Annotated in this window: 19 protein-coding genes; 1 reads left to right on the forward strand and 18 read right to left on the reverse strand. The window is 42.3% G+C overall.

Going from position 1 to position 20,995, the window contains the following annotated elements; genetic code table 11:
* Window positions 1–46 precede the first annotated feature (46 nt).
* From E0H82_RS01010 to ndhC, 16 genes are all read right to left on the reverse strand, one after another.
* Complete coding sequence (locus tag E0H82_RS01010) at window positions 47–805, reverse strand: cold shock domain-containing protein (RefSeq protein WP_131262595.1); 759 nt, start codon at window positions 803–805, stop codon at window positions 47–49.
* A 103-nt stretch (window positions 806–908) separates the two neighbouring features.
* Window positions 909–1,202: a cold shock domain-containing protein gene (locus tag E0H82_RS01015; RefSeq protein ID WP_116762507.1), complete on the reverse strand. Its 294-nt coding sequence runs from the start codon at window positions 1,200–1,202 to the stop codon at window positions 909–911.
* A gap of 80 nt (window positions 1,203–1,282) precedes the next feature.
* Complete coding sequence (gene upp, locus E0H82_RS01020) at window positions 1,283–1,918, reverse strand: uracil phosphoribosyltransferase (protein WP_131262596.1); 636 nt, start codon at window positions 1,916–1,918, stop codon at window positions 1,283–1,285.
* 122 nt (window positions 1,919–2,040) lie between these two features.
* Entirely contained in the window at window positions 2,041–3,534 is a 1,494-nt protein-coding gene (gene nuoN, locus E0H82_RS01025; protein WP_131262597.1) for an NADH-quinone oxidoreductase subunit NuoN, read from the reverse strand.
* A gap of 3 nt (window positions 3,535–3,537) precedes the next feature.
* Window positions 3,538–5,145 (reverse strand): NADH-quinone oxidoreductase subunit M, encoded by a 1,608-nt coding sequence (nuoM, locus tag E0H82_RS01030; RefSeq protein WP_171458245.1) that lies wholly within the window; start codon window positions 5,143–5,145, stop codon window positions 3,538–3,540.
* Window positions 5,146–5,152: 7 nt separating this feature from the next.
* The gene (nuoL, locus tag E0H82_RS01035) at window positions 5,153–7,042 is read right to left on the reverse strand and encodes an NADH-quinone oxidoreductase subunit L (protein ID WP_131262599.1); all 1,890 of its coding nucleotides are present in this window, start codon (window positions 7,040–7,042) and stop codon (window positions 5,153–5,155) included.
* Entirely contained in the window at window positions 7,039–7,347 is a 309-nt protein-coding gene (gene nuoK / locus E0H82_RS01040) for an NADH-quinone oxidoreductase subunit NuoK (protein ID WP_039621332.1), read from the reverse strand. Before nuoK ends, nuoL begins: the two co-directional genes overlap by 4 nt.
* Complete coding sequence (gene nuoJ / locus E0H82_RS01045) at window positions 7,347–7,865, reverse strand: NADH-quinone oxidoreductase subunit J (protein WP_171458246.1); 519 nt, start codon at window positions 7,863–7,865, stop codon at window positions 7,347–7,349. Before nuoJ ends, nuoK begins: the two co-directional genes overlap by 1 nt.
* A complete protein-coding gene (nuoI, locus tag E0H82_RS01050; protein WP_116762494.1) occupies window positions 7,865–8,407 on the reverse strand; it encodes an NADH-quinone oxidoreductase subunit NuoI in 543 nt (180 codons plus the stop codon). The genes nuoJ and nuoI overlap by 1 nt, the downstream gene beginning before the upstream one ends.
* A gap of 18 nt (window positions 8,408–8,425) precedes the next feature.
* Window positions 8,426–9,442, reverse strand: a complete 1,017-nt coding sequence (nuoH, locus tag E0H82_RS01055) for an NADH-quinone oxidoreductase subunit NuoH (RefSeq protein WP_116762492.1) — start codon at window positions 9,440–9,442, stop codon at window positions 8,426–8,428.
* 3 nt (window positions 9,443–9,445) lie between these two features.
* The gene (nuoG, locus tag E0H82_RS01060) at window positions 9,446–12,127 is read right to left on the reverse strand and encodes an NADH-quinone oxidoreductase subunit NuoG (RefSeq protein ID WP_131262601.1); all 2,682 of its coding nucleotides are present in this window, start codon (window positions 12,125–12,127) and stop codon (window positions 9,446–9,448) included.
* 11 nt (window positions 12,128–12,138) lie between these two features.
* The gene (gene nuoF, locus E0H82_RS01065) at window positions 12,139–13,467 is read right to left on the reverse strand and encodes an NADH-quinone oxidoreductase subunit NuoF (protein WP_116762488.1); all 1,329 of its coding nucleotides are present in this window, start codon (window positions 13,465–13,467) and stop codon (window positions 12,139–12,141) included.
* Entirely contained in the window at window positions 13,464–13,973 is a 510-nt protein-coding gene (gene nuoE / locus E0H82_RS01070; RefSeq protein ID WP_016166025.1) for an NADH-quinone oxidoreductase subunit NuoE, read from the reverse strand. Before nuoE ends, nuoF begins: the two co-directional genes overlap by 4 nt.
* A gap of 13 nt (window positions 13,974–13,986) precedes the next feature.
* Window positions 13,987–15,774, reverse strand: coding sequence for an NADH-quinone oxidoreductase subunit C/D (gene nuoC, locus E0H82_RS01075; RefSeq protein ID WP_131262602.1), 1,788 nt, complete (start codon window positions 15,772–15,774; stop codon window positions 13,987–13,989).
* An 87-nt stretch (window positions 15,775–15,861) separates the two neighbouring features.
* On the reverse strand, window positions 15,862–16,539 hold the full coding sequence (locus E0H82_RS01080) for a NuoB/complex I 20 kDa subunit family protein (protein WP_016166027.1): 678 nt from the start codon (window positions 16,537–16,539) through the stop codon (window positions 15,862–15,864).
* A 6-nt stretch (window positions 16,540–16,545) separates the two neighbouring features.
* The gene (gene ndhC, locus E0H82_RS01085; protein WP_131262603.1) at window positions 16,546–17,091 is read right to left on the reverse strand and encodes an NADH-quinone oxidoreductase subunit A; all 546 of its coding nucleotides are present in this window, start codon (window positions 17,089–17,091) and stop codon (window positions 16,546–16,548) included.
* 529 nt (window positions 17,092–17,620) lie between these two features.
* Between ndhC and E0H82_RS01090 the strand changes: the two genes are divergently transcribed.
* Window positions 17,621–17,977, forward strand: a complete 357-nt coding sequence (locus E0H82_RS01090; RefSeq protein ID WP_131262604.1) for a hypothetical protein — start codon at window positions 17,621–17,623, stop codon at window positions 17,975–17,977.
* 94 nt (window positions 17,978–18,071) lie between these two features.
* Here E0H82_RS01090 and bfmS read toward each other — a convergent pair whose 3' ends face one another.
* Together bfmS and bfmR are read right to left on the reverse strand one after the other, a co-directional pair.
* Complete coding sequence (gene bfmS, locus E0H82_RS01095; protein WP_131262605.1) at window positions 18,072–19,730, reverse strand: sensor histidine kinase BfmS; 1,659 nt, start codon at window positions 19,728–19,730, stop codon at window positions 18,072–18,074.
* Window positions 19,731–19,764: 34 nt separating this feature from the next.
* Window positions 19,765–20,481 (reverse strand): response regulator transcription factor BfmR, encoded by a 717-nt coding sequence (gene bfmR / locus E0H82_RS01100; protein WP_116762477.1) that lies wholly within the window; start codon window positions 20,479–20,481, stop codon window positions 19,765–19,767.
* Window positions 20,482–20,995: the final 514 nt, after the last annotated feature.

Here is a 20,995-nt window from a genome sequence, read left to right on the forward strand (position 1 = left end):
AAAAATGCTCCTACTCCTAGATAGGAGCATTTTTTTATTTCAGAATTTATCTTCTAAACTGCTTCTCACATGGCTCACCATCATGATTGCCATCCATTTCAGTACTCGGACAGTGCTGCAAGAAAAATACGGCTTCTTCATAAGATCGCATTTGACTACAGTGAGTACGCCCGTCACATTTAAAATGAGCAATCGGCTCACTTTTTTGTACAACGGCTAATTTTGGTGCTTCAAACGCTGCCGATGAGGTGGTACTCACCTGTTGTGCATTCACTGCATAGCCAACCGTATCTAAATTCTTGCGTCCCTGAGCCGAAAGAATTCGATCAGGTAAATAACCCAATGCTTCTCGCTGCTGTTCTACAATGCGTTTTTGTTGTTTTATTAATTGCTCTGCTTTCAATTGTTTTGCTATACGATAATCCTGAACTTTTTGATAGCCGACAAAACCCAATCCAGTCACTAAAATAAGCATAAACAAGATCATATATTTTAAGCGCGATACCGATTTCTTTGGCAGAATGACTTTCTCTGAAATTGGAATAGTCTGGTACACAAAGCTATGCTGCTCCATCAAGGAGTAATCATCCTCTGGCTTTAGATCTAAACGTACAATATCTGAGGCTTTAAACTTTCCTTGTTCCTCCACAACTCTAAACTTCAATTGTTCTCCCATATTTGGCTTGATGTGCCAGCTCGGGAAATCTTTAATATGAAAAAAAATATCTTCCGATTCATCTGCGGTACAAATAAAACCAAAACCACGTTCCGAATTGTAGTTTTTAATCTTCCCCTCAATAAACATAATTCGCCCTAATCTTTTTTATTTTATTAATTGTAATTAATAAAAAAGAGACCCTAAAGTCTCTTTCTTCAATTTGAAATGAAATAAATCAAACTGTTCGTGATCAACGTCTAAAGTTTGTCAATAAAGTGGATGTAATCGATTTATTATGCGTTGATACTTTCGACTTCTTGGCTTTAGCAGAATTATCTTCAACACGCTCAATCTTAATTGCTTTATAGCGATCGCCATTTTCAACCACATTAAACTTCACACGTTCATTGCGTTTCGGCTCGCCTGAGTCTGCAGGAAAATCCGAGATATGAAAAAATACATCGCCTTCAGATGAGGAAATAAAACCAAAACCTTTGTCGGCATTATATTGCTTAACTTTGCCTTGATATTGCTCGGCCTTCATAAACAGATCCTATATGTACACGCTTTGTTTTAGTATATAAAAAAGAGGCCATAAAAGCCCCTTTTTGCTGGGGCTCAAGATTAATCTTTTTGTACTGAACCAAAAATTTTGTCACCAGCATCGCCTAGACCCGGCACGATATAACCTTGTGCATTTAAGCCGTCATCAACAGAAGCAGTAAAAATGGTCACATCAGGATGTGCATCTTCCACTCTTTTTATGCCTTCTGGTGCAGCAACCAATACCATGACACGTATGTCTTTACAACCGCTGGCTTTTAAAACGTCAATCGCAGCCACCAATGAAGCACCTGTCGCCAACATTGGATCAATAATCATGGCAATACGGTTCTGCACATCTGGAACCAATTTTTTATAGTAAGTACGTGCTTCTAAAGTTTCTTCATCACGTTCCAAACCCAATACAGATACTTTGGCACTTGGAATAAGGTTTAAGAAACCATCCAGCATACCAATACCTGCACGAAGAATAGGCACTACAGTAATTTTTTTACCCGCAATACGTTGTGTCGTGACTTTACCCGCCCAACCATCTACTTCATGATCTACTACAGGTAAATCTTTGGTTGCTTCATAAGTCAGCAACATCGTTACTTCCTGTGCCAATTCACGGAAATTCTTTGTACTAATATCAGCGCGACGCAATAAACCAAGTTTATGTCGAATCAGAGGATGACGAATTTCATGAATAGCCACGGGAGTACACCTAAAAAATCAAAAAAATATTCATCTTATTATAAATGTTTTTTATAAATCTTATAACAAAAAAAAGCCCCCGACTGGCGGAGGCTTTTTAATTAACACAATAATTTTTTAAATTATTGACGCGTTAACATGAAATGCAATGGAGATAAAATCTCAGCTTGTAAGGCCATTTTAATAATTGGATCTGGATAAATACCAATCACCAATACTGCAAGTGCTGCGAGCAATACCATGATACCACCCACTTTTTGACCCCAGTGATCAACAGCATCAATACGTGGAGTTTCTGGCGGAGTCATATACATCACAACCATTACACGGAGGTAATAGTACAAACCAATACCCGAACCGACCACAATCATTGCAGCCAAGAACCAGTGTTGCGTTGTTACAGCAGCCATCACGACCAAAAACTTACCAATAAAGCCCGCTGTTAACGGAATACCCGCTAAAGACAACATCATCACAGTTAACGTCGCTGTTAATACTGGACGGCGCCAGAATAAACCGCGGTAGTCAGCCAGACTTTCTGCTTCATCGACGTTATTGTATGGGCTAGACATCAATGCCACAGCACCAAATGCACCAATCGTGGTTAACACATAAGTGATGACATAAACCGATACATTACCAAGGCTTGCATAGGTCATGCTGATTAAACCAATCAACAAGTAACCAAAGTGTGCAATTGATGAATAACCCAGAATACGTTTCAGATTAACTTGGCGTACTGCCAAGAAGTTACCCACTAAAATTGAAAGCACTGCAATAATGGTAATAATTGTAACTAAAGACTCAACTAAAATTGCGCCTGAAGTCAGCAAGTAACGTACAAATAGACCAATCGTCGCCACTTTCGCTGCTGTCGCAAGGAAGGTTGCAATCGGAGCTGGTGCCCCTGCATAAACGTCTGGTGTCCATTTGTGGAATGGTGCAAGTGAAAGCTTAAAGCCAACTGCAAAAATAATCAGCGCTAAACCAAGAAGTACCATGGGTTGATGAATATTTTGCATTAATGCTTGGAAAGATTCATAGAAAGACAATGAACCTGTGTAAGCATAAATATATGCCATACCCATCAGCAACATAGCCGAAGCTGTTGCAGAAAGAACCAAGTATTTAATACCCGCTTCTAATGAGTTTGCACGTTGATGTGTATAAGCCAACATACCGTAGACAGGAATCGACATTAACTCAAGGCTAATGAAGAAAGATGCATAGTGCGAGCTTGCCACCATTAACATTGCGCCCGAAACCGAGCACAGCATCAAGATATACAGTTCTTCACGGTTATCTTTATAAGATTCAATATACGCATGTGACAACGTACAGCATGCAAGTGATGCAATTAAGATCACCAATTGGTAAAGCATGGTGAACGGATCCACCATGAACATACCCATCACGTTTGATGGTACGAATTGTCCACCAAACATGTTGAATAAAATATTTGCCGCAGCAAGGTTTAAGCCAACCACAGACGCTGTTGCGATTAAATTATGATTACGTTTAATCGAAGTGAGGATCATCACAACGACCGCGGTCAATGCCACGATCATTACAGGAGCTAATGGCATAAGCTCAGAAAAAGACATTGTGAAGTTCATGGCTTATTGCATCTCCACATTTTCGAGTTGAACAGATGCTTGATGCACAACGTCAACGACTTCTTGAACTGGAATATAGCTGTTTGCTAACCACGCTATGCTTGAATTTGAAATATCAAGGAAGGATTGCGGGTAGATACCAAGCCAAAGCAGACCAAATGCACAAATTAACAAAATACTGACTTCACGCGCATTCAAATCTTTCAGTGGACTTGCGTAATGTTGTTTTTGCGCTTCATTTGGCGTACCAAATAAAGCTTTGTGAATCAAAATCAGACCATAAAGACCAGCGAATACTAAGCTGATTGCAGCCAAAATAGTGAATACAGGGAACTTGGCATAAGAACCCATCAAGATTAAGAACTCACCAATGAAGTTACCTAAACCTGGAATACCCACTAACGCTGCCACGAAGAACATCAGGAAGAATGAAAGGTATTGGAATTGACCACGAATACCACCCATTAAACGCATGTCACGTGTATGTAAGCGCTCATAAACCTGACCACACATAATGAACAGTGCAGCAGATGATAAGCCATGCGCTAACATCATGATCATGAGACCTTGGAAGGTCAAAATGTTACCTGCATACAATGCAAGTAAGATGAAGCCCATGTGTGAAATTGAGGTATAAGCCAACAGACGTTTCATGTCGGTTTGTTGGAAAGCACACCAAGCACCGTAGAAAATACCAATTAAACCCATAATGATTGCAATATCGGCAAACTGTGCAGATGCTGCTGGGAAGAACGGAATAACAAAACGGAGTAAACCGTAAGCAGCTGTCTTAATTAAGATACCCGCTAAGTCTACAGAACCTGCTGTAGGGGCTTGTGCATGTGCATCGGGTAACCAACCATGTAATGGAAACACAGGAAGTTTAACCGCAAAACCAACAAACAAGCACAACATGAAGGCATAAGCCACAGCTGGAAGCTGAGCATCAAGCGTATTCGCCACACCTAATAAGTAGTTGTAGTCGAAGCCGATCATGCCTGTCATCATGTATCCATAAACCACAAGGCCTAGAATACCGATGAGCATGATTAAACCAGCAACTTGGGTATAGATGAAGAACTTAGTCGCAGCGTAAACACGTGATTTACCATCTGCGCCACTGTGTCCCCAAAGAGCAATTAAGAAGTAGATTGGAACAAGCATCATCTCCCAGAAGAAGAAGAACAAGAACATATCAATCGAAATGAATACACCGATGACCCCGCCCAATGACCATAAAAGGTTCAAATGGAAGAAGCCTACGTTCTTTTGAATTTCACCCCAAGAACAACCAATCGCCAAAATACCCAACAATGCGGTTAAGCCAACCATTAATAATGATAAGCCATCAACTGCCAAGTGAATATTGATACCGAGGGTTTGAATCCACGGCAAGAAGAACTCTGCAGACCATGTTGGGACTTTTGCACCCAATTCATAGTTGTAAGTACCCGTTTGCCATAAAGCAATCGTTAAACCCAAAGTAATGAGCATACCCACGAGTGCGATATAGCGTGGTAGTTGTTGGTCGATTTTATCGACCACCCAACATAAAAAACCTGCAATGAACGGTACGAGGATCAGCGCGGGCAAAACCAAATTGTTTGTGATTTCCATCTTATTTCCCCACGACCTGAATCACGACTAAGATCATCAGTAGAACCACAATGCCCAGTGACATGCTCGAAGCGTACTCACGCAATGAACCCGTTTGACGTGAACTTGTAAAGCCGTTACCAGCTTTCACAATTGCAGGTAATACAAGCCATAAACCATCAATTGGATCACGACCACAAATCTTAGCAATCAGTAAATATGGTTTTACGAAGATAAGATCATATAAGGTATCGAAACCCAGTGCATTACGGCAAATATTCGCCAAACCTGCACCCAATGAAGTTTTCGCAAAACTTTTCACAGTACCATAAGCAAAAGCAAATAAGATCACACCAATCACAAGACCAGCAAGTGCGATACCTACAGCCATATGTTCTGCACCGTGTACACCCGCTTCCATCGCTTCTGGAATAATGACCGCTGGAATTTTTGCAGCATTCAAAATACTTTCTACAGGTGCTTTAAGTGCAGCACCCACGAAAGTTGAAAGAACCGCTAAAATTGACAAAGGCCCCCAGTAAGTAATGCCTTTGATTGCATGATATGGTGTATTTTCTTTTCCAAAGAATACAACCCAAATTAAGCGGAATGTATAAATTGAAGTTAAGAAAGCACCAGCAACACCTGTCCAGTACAAGCAGTCATATAATGCTACTGCCTGACCCTTCATCCATACAGCACCCAAGATTGCATCTTTCGAGAAGAAACCAACGGTAATGAATGGAATTGCAGCCAACGCACCACCACCAATGGCGAAGCAAGCGAATAGGAATTTATTCTTGTAGAACAAACCGCCCATTTTGAAAATGTTTTGTTCGTGGTGGTAAGCCAAGATCACCGCACCAGAAGACAAGAATAATAATGCCTTGAAGAATGCGTGAGTCAACATGTGGAACAGACCGGCTTGGTAAGCTTCTGCGCCTACTGCCATAAACATATAGCCTAACTGACTCATAGTTGAGTAAGCCAAGATACGTTTAATATCGGTTTGTACCAATGCAGCAAAACCTGCAACCAATAAGGTCACAGCACCTGTAATTGAAATGAACATCATCACTTGAGGTGCCATTTCAAATACAGTGTGCATACGGCAACAAAGGTATACACCCGCAGTAACCATTGTCGCTGCGTGGATCAAGGCAGATACTGGCGTAGGACCAGCCATTGCATCTGCTAACCATGTTTGTAGTGGAATCTGTGCAGATTTACCCGCAGCACCCAAGAACAACATCAATGCTGTCCAGATGGCCATAGATGAACCTTGCGTTAATACCGTTGGTGCCGCAGCAACCACTTCTGCAATGTTTAATGTACCGAACTGTTGGTAAATTAAGAACAATGCAATCAGTAAGAACACATCGCCGACACGTGTTACTGTAAATGCTTTGATTGCAGCAAAACCGTTTTCTGGGTTTTGGTAGTAGTAACCAATTAGCAAGTACGAGCAAAGACCAACACCTTCCCAACCTAAGAACAATAACGCTAGGTTATCGCCCAATACCAACAACAACATGCTCGCAACGAACAGGTTGAAGTAAGAGAAGAAACGTGCAAAATCTTCTTCGCCACGCATGTACCATGAAGCAAAGATATGAATAAGGAAACCAACACCAGTCACCATACCCATCATCAATAATGACAAGCCATCAAGGTGTAAGCTAATGCCTGGTGCAAGACCGCCAACATTGAACCATGTCCACAAGTGTTGTACTTGCGCCACAGAACCGTTGTTAACGAAATCCATCCCCGCAATAAGGGCAAATAAAGCAGATAGACCTACAGCCCCAACGCCAATAATCGCTGCAACTTTCTCAGGTAAATTCTGGCGCCCTGCCGCTAATAAAATAAAACCGATTAGCGGAAATAAAACTGTTAAATATAAATAACTCATCCGCGCATCTCACTAGCAGCATCCACATCCAAATGATGGAAGCGATGATAAAACTGAAGGACAATCGCAAGACCGATACAAGCCTCTGCCGCAGCAAGGGTCAAAATCAGGATGAACATAATTTGCCCATCTGGTTGCACCCAAGCACTACCAGCCAAAACGAATGCCAACGCAGCAGCATTCATCATGACTTCAAGGCTCATTAACATAAATAATAGGTTGCGTCGCACCATTACACCGTAAAAACCCAGTGCAAAAAGAATGGTCGCAACGATCAAACCATGTTCTAAAGGGATGTTGCCCATTATTGTTTGTCCTCTTCTGCACTTGGCTCACGTTTACCTAAGTGGAATGCTGCAACCAAGGCTGCTAGCAATAACATCGCGGCAACTTCTACCAATAATAAGTAGTGAGTAAAGAGTGCTTGACCAACGGCTTTTGGACCTACAATTTCAGTGCCCATTACTGGACCTGCTGTGGTGTAGTCTGAACCTAACATCCAAACTAAAATCAAGCCCATTAGGAAGCTCATAAGTGCTGGATATGCCCAAGCAGATGACGTTAACCATTTGCGCTCTTGATCAACAGTATGTTGACCAAGATTCAGCATCATCACCACGAACACGAATAACACCATGATCGCGCCAGCATAAACGATAATTTCCAGTGCACCTGCAAATGGTGCACCCACAATCATGAACATCCCTGCAACAGCAAGTAAAGACACGATCAAGCTAAGTAACGCATGTACAGGGTTCGCGTTAGTAACTACACGAACCGTAGAAACGATGGCCACGAGTGCCATCAAATAAAACGGCCACATCATGGTAATAGACTCCGTACATCAACAGGTGCGCTTTCACGTTGCGCCTGACCTTTTTCTTTACCTGTTACAGCCATACCTGTAACACGGTAGAAGTTGTAGTCTGGATATTTACCAGGACCTGAAATGAGTAAATTCTCTTTCTCATATACAAGGTCTTGACGAACGTACTCGCCTAATTCGAAATCAGGTGTCATCTGAATTGCCGTAGTTGGACAGGCTTCTTCACACATCCCGCAGAAAATACAACGCGAGAAGTTAATACGGAAGAATTCTGGATACCAACGACCATCTTCTTTTTCAGCTTTTTGTAATGAAATACAGCCAACTGGGCACGCAACAGCACATAAGTTACATGCCACACAACGCTCTTCACCATCTGGATCGCGCGTTAATACAATACGACCACGGAAACGTGGTGGTACGATTTCTTCAGCTGGTACTTCTGGATATAAAATCGTGTCACGTTTACGCGTCACGTGGCTGAATACCATCCACAATGAACGTACAATTGACCCAACTCCAGCTAGAAACTTAAACATTTTGTTCTCCCTGCCGTCTTAGGCCTGATTCATCAGAATCACAGCACCAGTCACAAGTAAGTTGACCAATGCCAATGGCAAGCAAATTTTCCAACCAAAGTTCATTACTTGGTCATATCGTGGACGCATTAATGAACCACGCGCCAATACAAACATCATCACAAAAAATGCTGTTTTGATAATGAACCAGAATACGGGTGGAATAAACGGAATTTCAAGGTTGAATGGCGCTAACCAACCACCGAAGAATAGCGTTACGATCAATGCAGAAATCAGCACCACGTTGACATATTCAGCAACGAAGAACATCCCCCATTTCATACCGCCATATTCTACGTGGTAACCTTCCGCCAATTCTTGTTCTGCTTCGGGTTGGTCAAATGGGTGACGATGCGTTACCGCAACACCCGCAACCACGAAGATTAAGAAACCTAAGAACTGTGGAATCACAAACCATACATCTTTTTGTGCTTCTACAATTTCACGCATGTTGAATGAGCCTGCAATCGCAACCACACCCATCAGTGAAATACCCAAGAACACTTCATACGAAATGGTTTGTGCAGCAGAACGTAGACCGCCAAGTAATGCATATTTGTTGTTTGAAGCCCAACCACCAAATAACACTGCATAAACTGCAATACCTGCCATTGCCATAAAGAACAATAAGCCAATGCTCATGTCTGCCACACCCAAATATGGGCTAACAGGAATCACCATGAACGACAGTACCGCAGTTGCCATCGCAACTGCTGGTGCTAAACGGAAAGTTAACTTATCCGCAAACTTTGGTGTCCAGTCTTCCTTAAACATGATTTTCAACATGTCGGCAACAATCTGGAACATACCGCCGGGACCAACACGGTTTGGACCGTAACGGTCTTGCCATAAGCCGAGCAAACGACGCTCGACAAATGACATCAATGCTGCGATCAAAACCACCACCAATAAAATGACAATGGCTTGAATAACAGAGTACGCAATTGGCCAATTTTCAGCCCAGAGCGGTGTTTGACGTATAATTTCTTGATTCATGAATTACACTCCTACCGCGACTGAAACTGGTTCTGCTAAAGAAACAGTCGGTGCAAGACCAATTGGATAACCGATGTAACCTGCTGGTAAATATTCAATGACTTGAACTGGCAAGCTAATGCTGGTTTCGCCTGCTTTCACCGTAATTTGCTGCCCATTTTGAACATTCAAACGTGCTGCATCTTGTTCACCTACCGCAAACATTGCTTCAGGAATACGAGATTGCATAGCAGGTGTTTTCACTGTGAATTCACCAGAAGCAAAAATGTGATGCATCGGCACAAGGCGGAAGCTTTCAGGGTTAACAACAACCGCTGAAGGTGCAACATAGCTACGTGCTGGACGTTTCGGTAAGCGATCAAATAAACGCACACCCGAATCACCACCTTTTAAATGACCGCCCACATTGTCTTGGAATTTATTCCATGCTTGTGGAGAGTTCCAACCTGCTGACCATGCAAATGGCACAAGTGCAGACGGAGTTTGTGTCCCCACATAACCTTCCATCGAGAAAGTTAGTGCTGAGTCAATATCAGTCGGTTGTTTTGGCTCGTGAATCGATAACGGTGCACGAATCGCGGTACGACCTGAATAACGGCGTGGTTCACGCGCAATTTTCAAACCATGTACACGGAAGCCTGCATCTGGTGCAACATCTTCAATCGCTTGTAATGCTGGAACGTTTTTCGCAACTGTTTCAATTACATCATCAAGTAATGTCCAAGAAATTGCTTTGCCTTTTAAGCCAGTTTCAATGGCATGTAACCAACGCCAAGATTCTTTAATCGCATATTCAGGCTTGTAGTAGCTTGGGTCATACACTTGGTAGAAACGTTGTGCACGGCCTTCTTGACTCACGACAGTACCATCACCTTCTGCGAAACTTGCAGCAGAAAGTACAATCGATGCTTTCACAACGGTTGCAGTTTCAGAGTGGTCAAGTACGATCACATCTTTTGCTTTTGCAAGAGCTGCGTCGACCTGAGCTGTAGGTAAACGACGGTAAAGATCGTTTTCAACCACAATCACGGTGTCATAGTCTTGTGCAAATACTTGCTCTAAGCTTTGACCACCAAGAATTGCTAAGCCCATTGAGTTCACTTCTGGAACAGTCAAGGTTAAGCCTGCATTGCCAAGATTCTGTGCAACTTGTGCAGCAGCTTCCATAATCGCAGGATCTTGTAAGCTTGTACCCGAAATCACTAATGGTTTCTTCGCCGCTTTTAAAGTGTCCGCAATCGTTTGAGCAAATGCTTTCGCATCATCGGCCAAACCAAGAATTGCATCCCCTTTCACTGCCGCAGCAATCGCAAAGCCTAAACGTGCAATGTCGTTTGGAGAAGCAACTACTTCACCTGTCGCAACATCCGCTAAACGCGTTTGAGTTGCAGCCAAGATATAAATTGGTGACTTCGCATCTTGTGCAATACGTTGCACAGGCTCTGCCAACCAATCTTGCGTACGACGTTCAGCAGCCATTTCTTTGGCTTTGTTTTTCGCCGCTTGACGAACAGACAATGCCATACGTGGTGCAGTTTGAGTTAAGTCTTCACCCAAAATCAACACGGCATCATAGCTTTCGATTTCACGCATGTTCGGGTTGTAAACACCCTCGGTTTGCATGATTGAAGCCGCCAATTCAACCAAGTTTTGCTCTTTTTGAGACATACCTGTTGAATAGTTCTCTTGACCGACCAACTCACGTAATGCGTAGTTCGATTCAAGCGATGCACGTGGTGAACCAATACCCAATACTTTTTTGCCTTGGATATTTGCAATCACGGTATCTAATGCTTGATCTACAGAAACAGGAGTTGCTTCAGCACCGTCACGGAATTGTGGTTGACGTGGACGATCTGCACGGTTCACATAACCTGTACCGAAACGACCTTTGTCACACAAGAAGTATTGGTTCACTTCACCGTTAAAACGGTTTTCTACACGACGTAATTCACCATAACGCTCGCCCGGTGAAATGTTACAACCTGAAGAACAGCCTTGGCATACGCTTGGCGCATACTGCATGTCCCATTTACGGTTGTAGCGTTCAGAGTGAGTCTTATCGGTAAATACACCCGTTGGACATACTTCAGTCAAGTTACCTGAGAATTCTGATTCTAAAGTCCCAGATTCTGGACGACCAAAGTATACACGCGATGCATTGGCATACACGCCAAAATCCGTACCGCCTGCATAGTCTTTATAGTAACGAACACAACGGTAGCATGCGATACAACGGTTCATTTCATGAGAAATGAATGAGCCTAACTCTTGGTTGTAATGCGTACGTTTGGTGAAACGGTAACGACGACGGTCATGTTGCGTCATTACAGTCATATCCTGTAAATGACAGTGACCACCTTCTTCACAGACTGGACAGTCGTGCGGGTGGTTGGTCATCAAGAACTCAACAATTGACGCACGGAAATCAGTCGCTTCTTTGTCTTCAATCGAGATGTAGGTATTGTCAGATGCAGGTGTCATACATGACATGACCAAACGACCACGCGTATCTTCTGGATTCGCGTATTGAGTCACAGCACATTGACGGCATGAACCGACAGAACCTAAGGATGGATGCCAACAAAAGTACGGAATATCAATACCCAAAGACAAACATGCTTGCAGCAAGTTCTCTGAGCCATTGACTTCGTACGATTTGCCATCGACATGAATTGTAGCCATAGTCGAATTCCTTAAGCTTGTTCTACGTTGCGAGTTTGTGCAGCAGCATTCACTACTTTTGCTTCAAACTCACCACGGAAATATTTGAGTGCGCCCATCAACGGTTCCATTGCACCAGGAGCATGTGCACAGAAAGTCTTACCAATCCAAAGCTTACGAGTAAGTTCTTGTAAGTGGTCGATATCTTCTTTCTTGCCTGTGCCATCTTCCAAGGCTTTCAGTGCTTTTACCGCCCACGGTAAACCATCACGACAAGGCGTACAGAAACCACATGATTCACGTGCAAAAAATTCTTCTAAGTTACGTGTCGCCGAAACCATACATTGAGTTTCATCCACCACCATCAGCAAACACGTACCTAAACGCGAACCTGCTTTCATGATGCTTTCCGCATCCATTGGTAGATCAATATGTTCGGCTGCCAAGAAGTCAGTTGATGCACCACCCGGTAACCATGCTTTTAATGTCAAGCCATCACGCATACCGCCAGCATGGTCTTCAATCACTTCACGTGCCGTTGTACCAAATGGAAGCTCCCAAAGACCAGGGAATTTCACCTTGCCTGATGCGCCATAAATCTTAGTGCCTGGATCTTTCGATTTCCCAGCAGAAAGATTGATATACCACTCTGGACCACGCAGCAAAATTGCAGGTAAGTTGTTGTAGGTCTCTACGTTATTGACAATCGTAGGACGACCCCAAGCACCAGCAACTTGCGGGAATGGCGGCTTCGTACGTGGGTTTGCACGACGACCTTCAAGCGAGTTAATCAATGCAGTTTCTTCACCACAGATATAACGACCCGCACCCGTATGCACGTGCATTTCGAAGTTCCAGCCCGTTCCAAGGATGTTTTCACCCAAGTAACCTTTAGCACGGATTTGCTCTAGTGCTTCATTTAAATAAGCAGCAGCTTCAATGTACTCGCCACGGATAAAGATATAACCATGGGTTGCTTCAAGGGTATAACCCGCAATCAGCATTCCTTCGATCAATTGATGTGGAAGTTTTTCCATCAACAAACGGTCTTTAAAGGTACCAGGTTCCATCTCATCGGCATTACAGATCAAATAGCGTGGACCACCATCATTTGGTGCCATCAACGACCATTTGATCCCTGCTGGGAAGCCTGCACCACCACGACCTTTAACGGTTGCAGCTTTAATGACTTCAAGCACGTCTTTTGGTGGCATAGTCAAAGCTTTTTTAAAGCCTGCATAACCTTCCAATGCTTCATAGTCATCGGCACTACGGACAAACTCTTGTTTACTCAAGCGCCAAGTTAATGGATGAGTTTCTGGGTTACCGTCGCCATAAATTGGTTTTGGTTCGGTATTCATACATACTTCTCCAATAACTGTTTCACTGAAGTCACTTCAACTAGACCGTGCGTGTCTTCATCAATCATCAGCGTCGGACCTTTATCACAGTTACCTAAACAGCAAATTGGTAACAATGTAAAACGACCATCTGCTGTCGTTTGACCAAACTGAATACCGAGCTCACGCTGGAATGCTTCAGCTAAAGTTTCCGCACCCATTAAGAAGCACGCAATCGAGTCACAGAGCAAAATTACATGGCGGCCTACAGGTTGACGGTAGATACGGTTATAGAATGTTGCGACACCTTCAAGGTCTGCGACGCTCATGCTTAGCATTTGCGCAATCGCATTCATTTGCGCATCATCTACCCAACCATTACGGCGTTGTACACACTTCAGCGCATCAAGGCAGGCTGCACGTGGGTATGGATAGTGATCAATGTGATGTTCAATATCGTGGATTTCTTCCGCAGTCAAAATCCCTTCAACATTCACACGTGGCTTTTTATCAGTCAAAATCATCATAATGCGTTACCCCTTAGCGATCCACGTCAGCCATTACGACGTCAATTGTCGCTAAATAAATGATCAAGTCAGATACCAGACTGCCGTTAATCACGGAAGGCATTTGCTGTAAATGGGTGAAAGTTGGTGTACGAATACGGGTACGATAACTCATGGTCGACTTGTCAGAAGTCAAGTAGTAGTTACTCGCACCTTTTACCACTTCAGCCATAACAGAAGCTTCACCAGCAGGCATTACAGGACCCCAAGATACGCTCAAGAAGTGCGTAATCAAGGTTTCAATATCTTGTAATGTTTTGTCTTTTGGTGGTGGAACAGCCAATGGATGATCCGCTTTATATGGACCAGATGGCATGTTATCCAAGCACTGTTTGATGATTTTCAATGATTGTTCGATTTCACGGTAGTGAACGATAACACGTGCATACGCATCGCCTTCGTACTCTACTGGAACTTCAAAGTCATAGTTTTCATAACCACTGTACGGACGGTATTTACGCACATCAAAGTCAATCCCTGTTGCACGCAAACCTGTACCTGTTACACCCCAAGCCAATGCAGATTTTGCATCGTATTGTGCAACATTACGTGTACGGCCTTCAAATACAGAGTTTTTAAGTGCTGCTGTATGGTATTCCTTCAAACGTTTTGGCATCCATTCAAGAATTTCACGAATCAAATGCTGCCAGTTGTTTGGAAGGTCATGTGCTGTACCACCGATACGGAACCACGCTGGGTGCATACGGTAACCCGTGATCGCTTCAATCGCGTCATAGATTTTTTGACGGTCAGCAAACATATAGAAGACTGGCGTCATACCACCAGCATCCTGAATTGCAGTACCGATATATAACAAGTGGTTATTGATACGGAACAATTCAGACATCATGACACGGATACATTGCGCGCGGTCAGGCACTTGAATCCCTGCGAGCTGTTCAACACCCATCACGTATGGCATGTTTTGTGCACAACCACCTAAGTAGTCCACACGGTCTGTATACGGAATGAATGAATGCCAAGTTTGACGTTCAGCCATCTTTTCCACACCACGGTGGTGATAACCGATATCAGGCACACAGTCTTTCACTTCTTCGCCATCCAACTGCAAAATTACACGGAATGCACCGTGTGCAGATGGGTGGTTTGGACCTAAGTTTAGGAACATGAAATCTTCGTCAGCATTCCCACGTTTTAAACCCCAATCTTCAGGGACAAAACGTAAATGCTCTTGTTCGAAGTCCTGCTTCGCTTGGTTTTGCATGTACGGTGTATATTCCGTAGCACGTGCAGAATATTCCTTACGTAGCGGGTGACCTTCCCAATAGGTTGGCAACAAAATACGACGGAGCATTGGATGCCCTTCGAAATTGATCCCGAACATATCGTAAGCTTCACGCTCATACCAGTTTGCATTTGGCCAGATATTGGTCGCAGTTGGAATGTTGAGATCACTCTCATTCAATGCAACTTTAATACGAATATCCGTATTGCGCTCTAATGACAATAAGTGGTAGAACACTGTAAAGTCAGACGCAGGCAAACTGTCACGGTGAGTACGTAAACGCTCATCTACCGCAGACAAATCAAACAGCATCACGTAAGGACGTGACACTGTACGCAAGAACATTAAAACTTCTTGTACGCGTGCGCGCTCAACCCAGACCGTTGGAAAATCTTCACGAGTCGTTTGCACATAGAAGTTCTCACCAAATTTGGTTTTGAGTTCTTCTATAATTGCAAATGCTGGGCGTGAATCAACTGCTGTTGATTCTGGCATAGCAATGTCAGTTTCAGCCATTAGCTTGGCTTCCTATTTAATACAAATTCAGTCAACCTTAACGACAATTACACCCATCTCGGGTGCATCAAACATTCATCGTTAAAATTATTTAATTTCATCCATAGAGCGTAAGTTTTTCACTGCAATACGCTGTGCATTCTTACGATCGCGTTCTGGCATCATCTTTGGCTTATATACTGGCTGAAGATCATCACCAATTACGGCAGATAGTGGACGGCGCTCTAATTGAATTTGGTCCTGTAGTAACATTAACGCTTGGATTAATGCTTCTGGACGCGGTGGGCAACCTGGGATGTACACATCGACAGGAATAATTTTATCGACACCTTGCACTACAGAGTAGATGTCATACATACCACCTGAGTTTGCACAAGCACCCATTGAAATCACCCATTTAGGCTCTAACATTTGCTCATACAAACGCTGAATAACAGGCGCCATTTTTACAAAGCATGTGCCTGCTACAATCATCAAATCCGCCTGACGCGGTGAAGCACGAATTACCTCAGCACCGAAACGTGACAAGTCATGCACACCCGTTAAGGTCGTTGCATACTCTACGTAACAGCAAGATGTACCAAAGTTAAACGGCCAAACTGAGTTCTTACGTCCCCAGTTTACTGCTGTGTGTAACACGTCTTCTAAACGAGTCATGAACACATTCTTATTCACTTCTTCTTCAAGCGGATCCGTAACGATCTGGCGCTCCTGAAGTGGATATTGATCAGCATTCGGATTCGCACGGGTTAAGGTATATTTCATCCCGAGTTACTCCTTAAATGAGACAGTCGGTGATTTTGCTTTCACGCGACCAGATGATTGAGCTGGAATATGACCCGTAGGGTCTGTTACCAATTCTTCAATAGAGTTAAAACGTGTAATGTCAGCAATATTCATATTTGGAGAGCCAACTTTAATCACTTTACCAGCAGCTTTACGACGATCTGTAGGTGCCCAATTTAATGCACCAACAGAAACTGCATAAACTAAAGCAATCAATAAATCGACCACAAAAATTACAACAGTTGTAAAACCTAACCAGCCCACTTCACGTACAGAGGTAGACCATGCGTAAAGATAAAGCGCTTCTAAGTCAAAAACCACGAAGAAAATAGCAACCAAATAGAACTTAGCAGACAAGCGAATACGTGCACCACCTGCACCCACTACGCCTGACTCAAACTGCTCCTGCTTAGCACGGCCCCATGACTTACCCCCAAGGAGTAATGGAACTGTGAGCATAAAAGCACAAAGAAATGTAACGCCGATCACGAAGGCAATTATTGCCCATTCGTATGGAGTAATGGCACTCATGCGGGGATAACTCCTGGCAGGCCTATTTATTAACAAAGAATGTATGTATTGGCCTTCAAATACACCAAACACAAAATTAATCCGGGTAATTGTACCTGATTTATGATTTCACTTGCTAGTTTATAGGTCTTAGTCTTTTGGATGATTTTTTGAGCTTTTTTCCATATTTCCGCACATAAAACACTGAAACCCACCCCACTATCGCTTTATTGAATGAAAAAATAAAATTCCATCATTTTTTTCAACATGGCTTTCATTTAATGCTGATTTCTGCACAAGGCTTTATTGCTGAAATCCTTTATTTATCTAGTTAAGCCGCAAATTTTCACAGTGCAAGCATCTATAAATAATTCACTATCGCAATCTACGTATCATATGAATTTGGGTTAAAAATCCTCAAGATTGCAGGATAATTTTTAAAAGAATTCTTTATTTTATTTACAACACTGCTACACGACTAAATTTCGCAAAGATCATGATTATGGTATTCCTATATCATCATGTAAAACAAATAATAAGGAGCAAACACATGGATCTAGAATTCACACATAAACCCAATTATTACTTGTTTGCACAGCTGCTCATTCGCCATATTGAAAATTATATTGCAAAGCATCCCGATGCAAATAATGCAATATTTGATCTGCGTGATATCTATGAATTATTCCGACAAGATCGTGCTTCAACCACCACCAATTTAGACGGAATATTCAACATTGTAGATGGCTATAAAGTAGAAACACTGAACGGAGACCAAAAATTAATTACAGGTCATTCTATCGACACTGTGAACAATTCATTATTGGTTGATTTCAATCAAGATGCCTTAGAAAGCCTAAAGAGCGGTAAACAAATTATCGAACCTGATGCCAGCATTTTGGATTAAAAAACTCTAGATACAAATAGATAAAAGCCCAGCTTAACTCCCTTCAAGAGCAATACTGGGCTAATCAAAAATTAAAAACTATAACTATAAGAAATTAATTATCCAAACCTTCTTTAGCCCCTAATTTCTTTTTATTACTCTTCGCGAAACGCGTTGCAGGCCAACTCATGGTAAATCTTGCACCTTTTAAGGTTGGACTTGCATCAACCTCGATTCGTCCACCAAACCAATAAGCAATCCGACTCACAATAGAAAGCCCTAAACCATAGCCACCAGAGGCACGGGTACGACTATCATCTAAACGTGCAAAAGCTTCAAAAATGCGTTTACGATCTTCTTCAGGAATACCCGGACCATCATCTTCAACGCAAACGTAAGCCATGCCTGCATCTGTAACACCACCACTAATCACAATCTTATGATCACAGTAACGTACTGCATTTCCAACCAAGTTTTGCACCACACGATGTAAATAACGACGCTCCGCATCTGCGATGACGCTTGGCAAGGGGGCTTCTACAATAATTTCTTTTTGGGTTTTCAATGCTTCAGTTTCGGTCGCAACTTGCTCAAGCACCTCGGCTAACACAATTTTTTCAAAATCGAGCGAAGGCGTGCCCTGTTCCAACTTAGCATAGGTCATAATTTCATCAATTAAGGTGTTTAGCGCCTCAATATCTTTATCAATCATGTCGACTTGCTGTATGCGATATTCATAATCGTCTTCCTCTGCCAACATTTCCATACCAAATCGAATACGTGCCACGGGTGTTCTGAGTTCATGCGATACCGCACGCATTAACTCTCGCTGTGCTTCAATCAAACGCTGGATATGGTCTGACATACTGTTATAGCTTGATGCCAAACTTGCCATTTCGTCGGTACCATCAATGGGTAAGCGCAGACTTAAATCGCCGGATTTCATGCGATTTAATGCATAGTTCACTTCACGAATCTTACGCTGCATAGGCAAAATCAGACCATAAACCCCCAAGCTCAAGACAAATAAACTCAGTAAGGTAATCCCTGCTGCCAACTGGAATGGCATCCAGTTAAACAAAGGCACTGGACCCAGCACCAAAACCTCGGATGGCGTACTTGGAAGAGGAGAAACAATCGAAATGGTCGTACCGCGCACAGTTGCACTATCACGATATAAGATAATGCTATGATCTAAGCGTAAACGCCCAATTTGCTCGGAATCTAAAGGAAGATTTTGTACTTTTTCAATTTCAATTGGATAGGAAAAATGCTTCTGAATTTTCGCTAGATATTCTTTTTCCTGTCCTGGGTAATACACCAGATAATCCAGAATAAAAATAGGCAGCGCTTTCATTTGGCGTTCACCAATTTTATCTACTTTTACATAGAGATAATGATTAGTGTCGTTTTTTAAGCCAATAATAATATAAGCAATTGAGTTTTGCGCATCATAACGCACAGCAGCCTTTTGCTGACTGATACGTTTTTGTTCAGCTCTTGAAAGGTCAACTTTGTTGGCATCGACATAATAAATGGGCAATTCCAACAAGTCTGAAGCATCAGAAATCCAGTCCACCTTTTGTTGGACTGTCTGCTGACGCGCAATCCCCTCACTGATAATAAATGAAATACCATCAGTTAAAGACTCACGATATTCTTGCGCACGCTGGTAATTAATAATTTGCACCAGCAAATAAGCAAACAGTGCCACGATTGCAACCAGCACAACCAGACCTGCATAAATGCGCAAGAATATACTGTGTTTAAACACGAAAATGTCCTGTGTGAATCAATAGAGATGTAAATTACATTCCGTTGGTTTCTTTAACAAAAAGATAGCCTTTACTACGCACAGTCTTAATTCGTTTCGGGTTTTCTGGATCATCGCCAATTTTTGGACGAATACGCGAAATACGCACGTCAATTGAACGGTCTTGACCATCGTATTCAATACCACGTAGACGCTCAAAAATATCTTCGCGGGATAAAATACGACCAGCATTAGAAGCCAACAACCAAAGCAAGTCATATTCTGCGCTGGTGAAATCGACCAACTCGCCATGTAAAGTTACAGAACGACCACCATTATCAATCACCAAATCATCAAATTCGATGCGTTGTGCCACTTCATCTTCAGGCGCTTTGTCGGTACGACGTAATAATGCACGAATACGCGCAAGCAAAACACGTGGTTGAACGGGTTTAGCGACGTAATCATCCGCACCCATTTCCAAGCCAAGTACCTGATCCATATCTTCAGTACGAGCGGTAAGCATTAAAATTGGTTGATGATAATGTGGACGTACTTCACGACAAATGGTTAAACCATCTGCACCAGGTAACATCACATCTAGCACAACTAAATCGGGTTGCTCGGCAATAATACGACGAATGGCACGATTACCATCTGGCTCTACCCCGACTTCCAATCCATTACGGATTAAGTATTCTTGGGTTAAACGCGCAAGACGCTCATCATCTTCTACAATTAAAATTTTCGGTAACTTTTCTTCTTGGCTCATAAACTGCCCCTTCAATAGGATGAAGCGTATCTTTTAAAAATCCTACAGATACGACGTAATATAATTTTGCAATATACACACGTTTACATTGTAAACAAGATGCTATTCACGAAACTGATACATCTAAGTAGCTTTTTGTAATATTTTTTAATCGTTGAATTAATTGGCTTTTTCAGTTTGCACTTTTTTTGGCTCGATTCAACATGTCTTATTACAAAATGAGTAATTATTAATCAAATCAGACAATTGATCATAAACTGTCTGATCAGTTTTATTCTTTTTCACTTATCCACAAGGTTATCTATAAGCAGATAAATAGAGCTTTGCTATGCTATGCCCTTGTCTAATAAGGCTTAAACCATAAACATAAAAAACCCGGAAATTTGAGCTATTTTTTTTTGGCAAAAATCAGAAAAAATTTTAGTAAAATGTCAATATTGATCTACCCTCAATTTTCCCGTATCTTGTGTTCAATTCAATTTTAAACCACTAAGTCTTGTGTTTATTCCTCAAA

It is taken from the genome of Acinetobacter sp. ANC 4910 (assembly GCF_004331035.1).
Lineage (GTDB): Bacteria > Pseudomonadota > Gammaproteobacteria > Pseudomonadales > Moraxellaceae > Acinetobacter.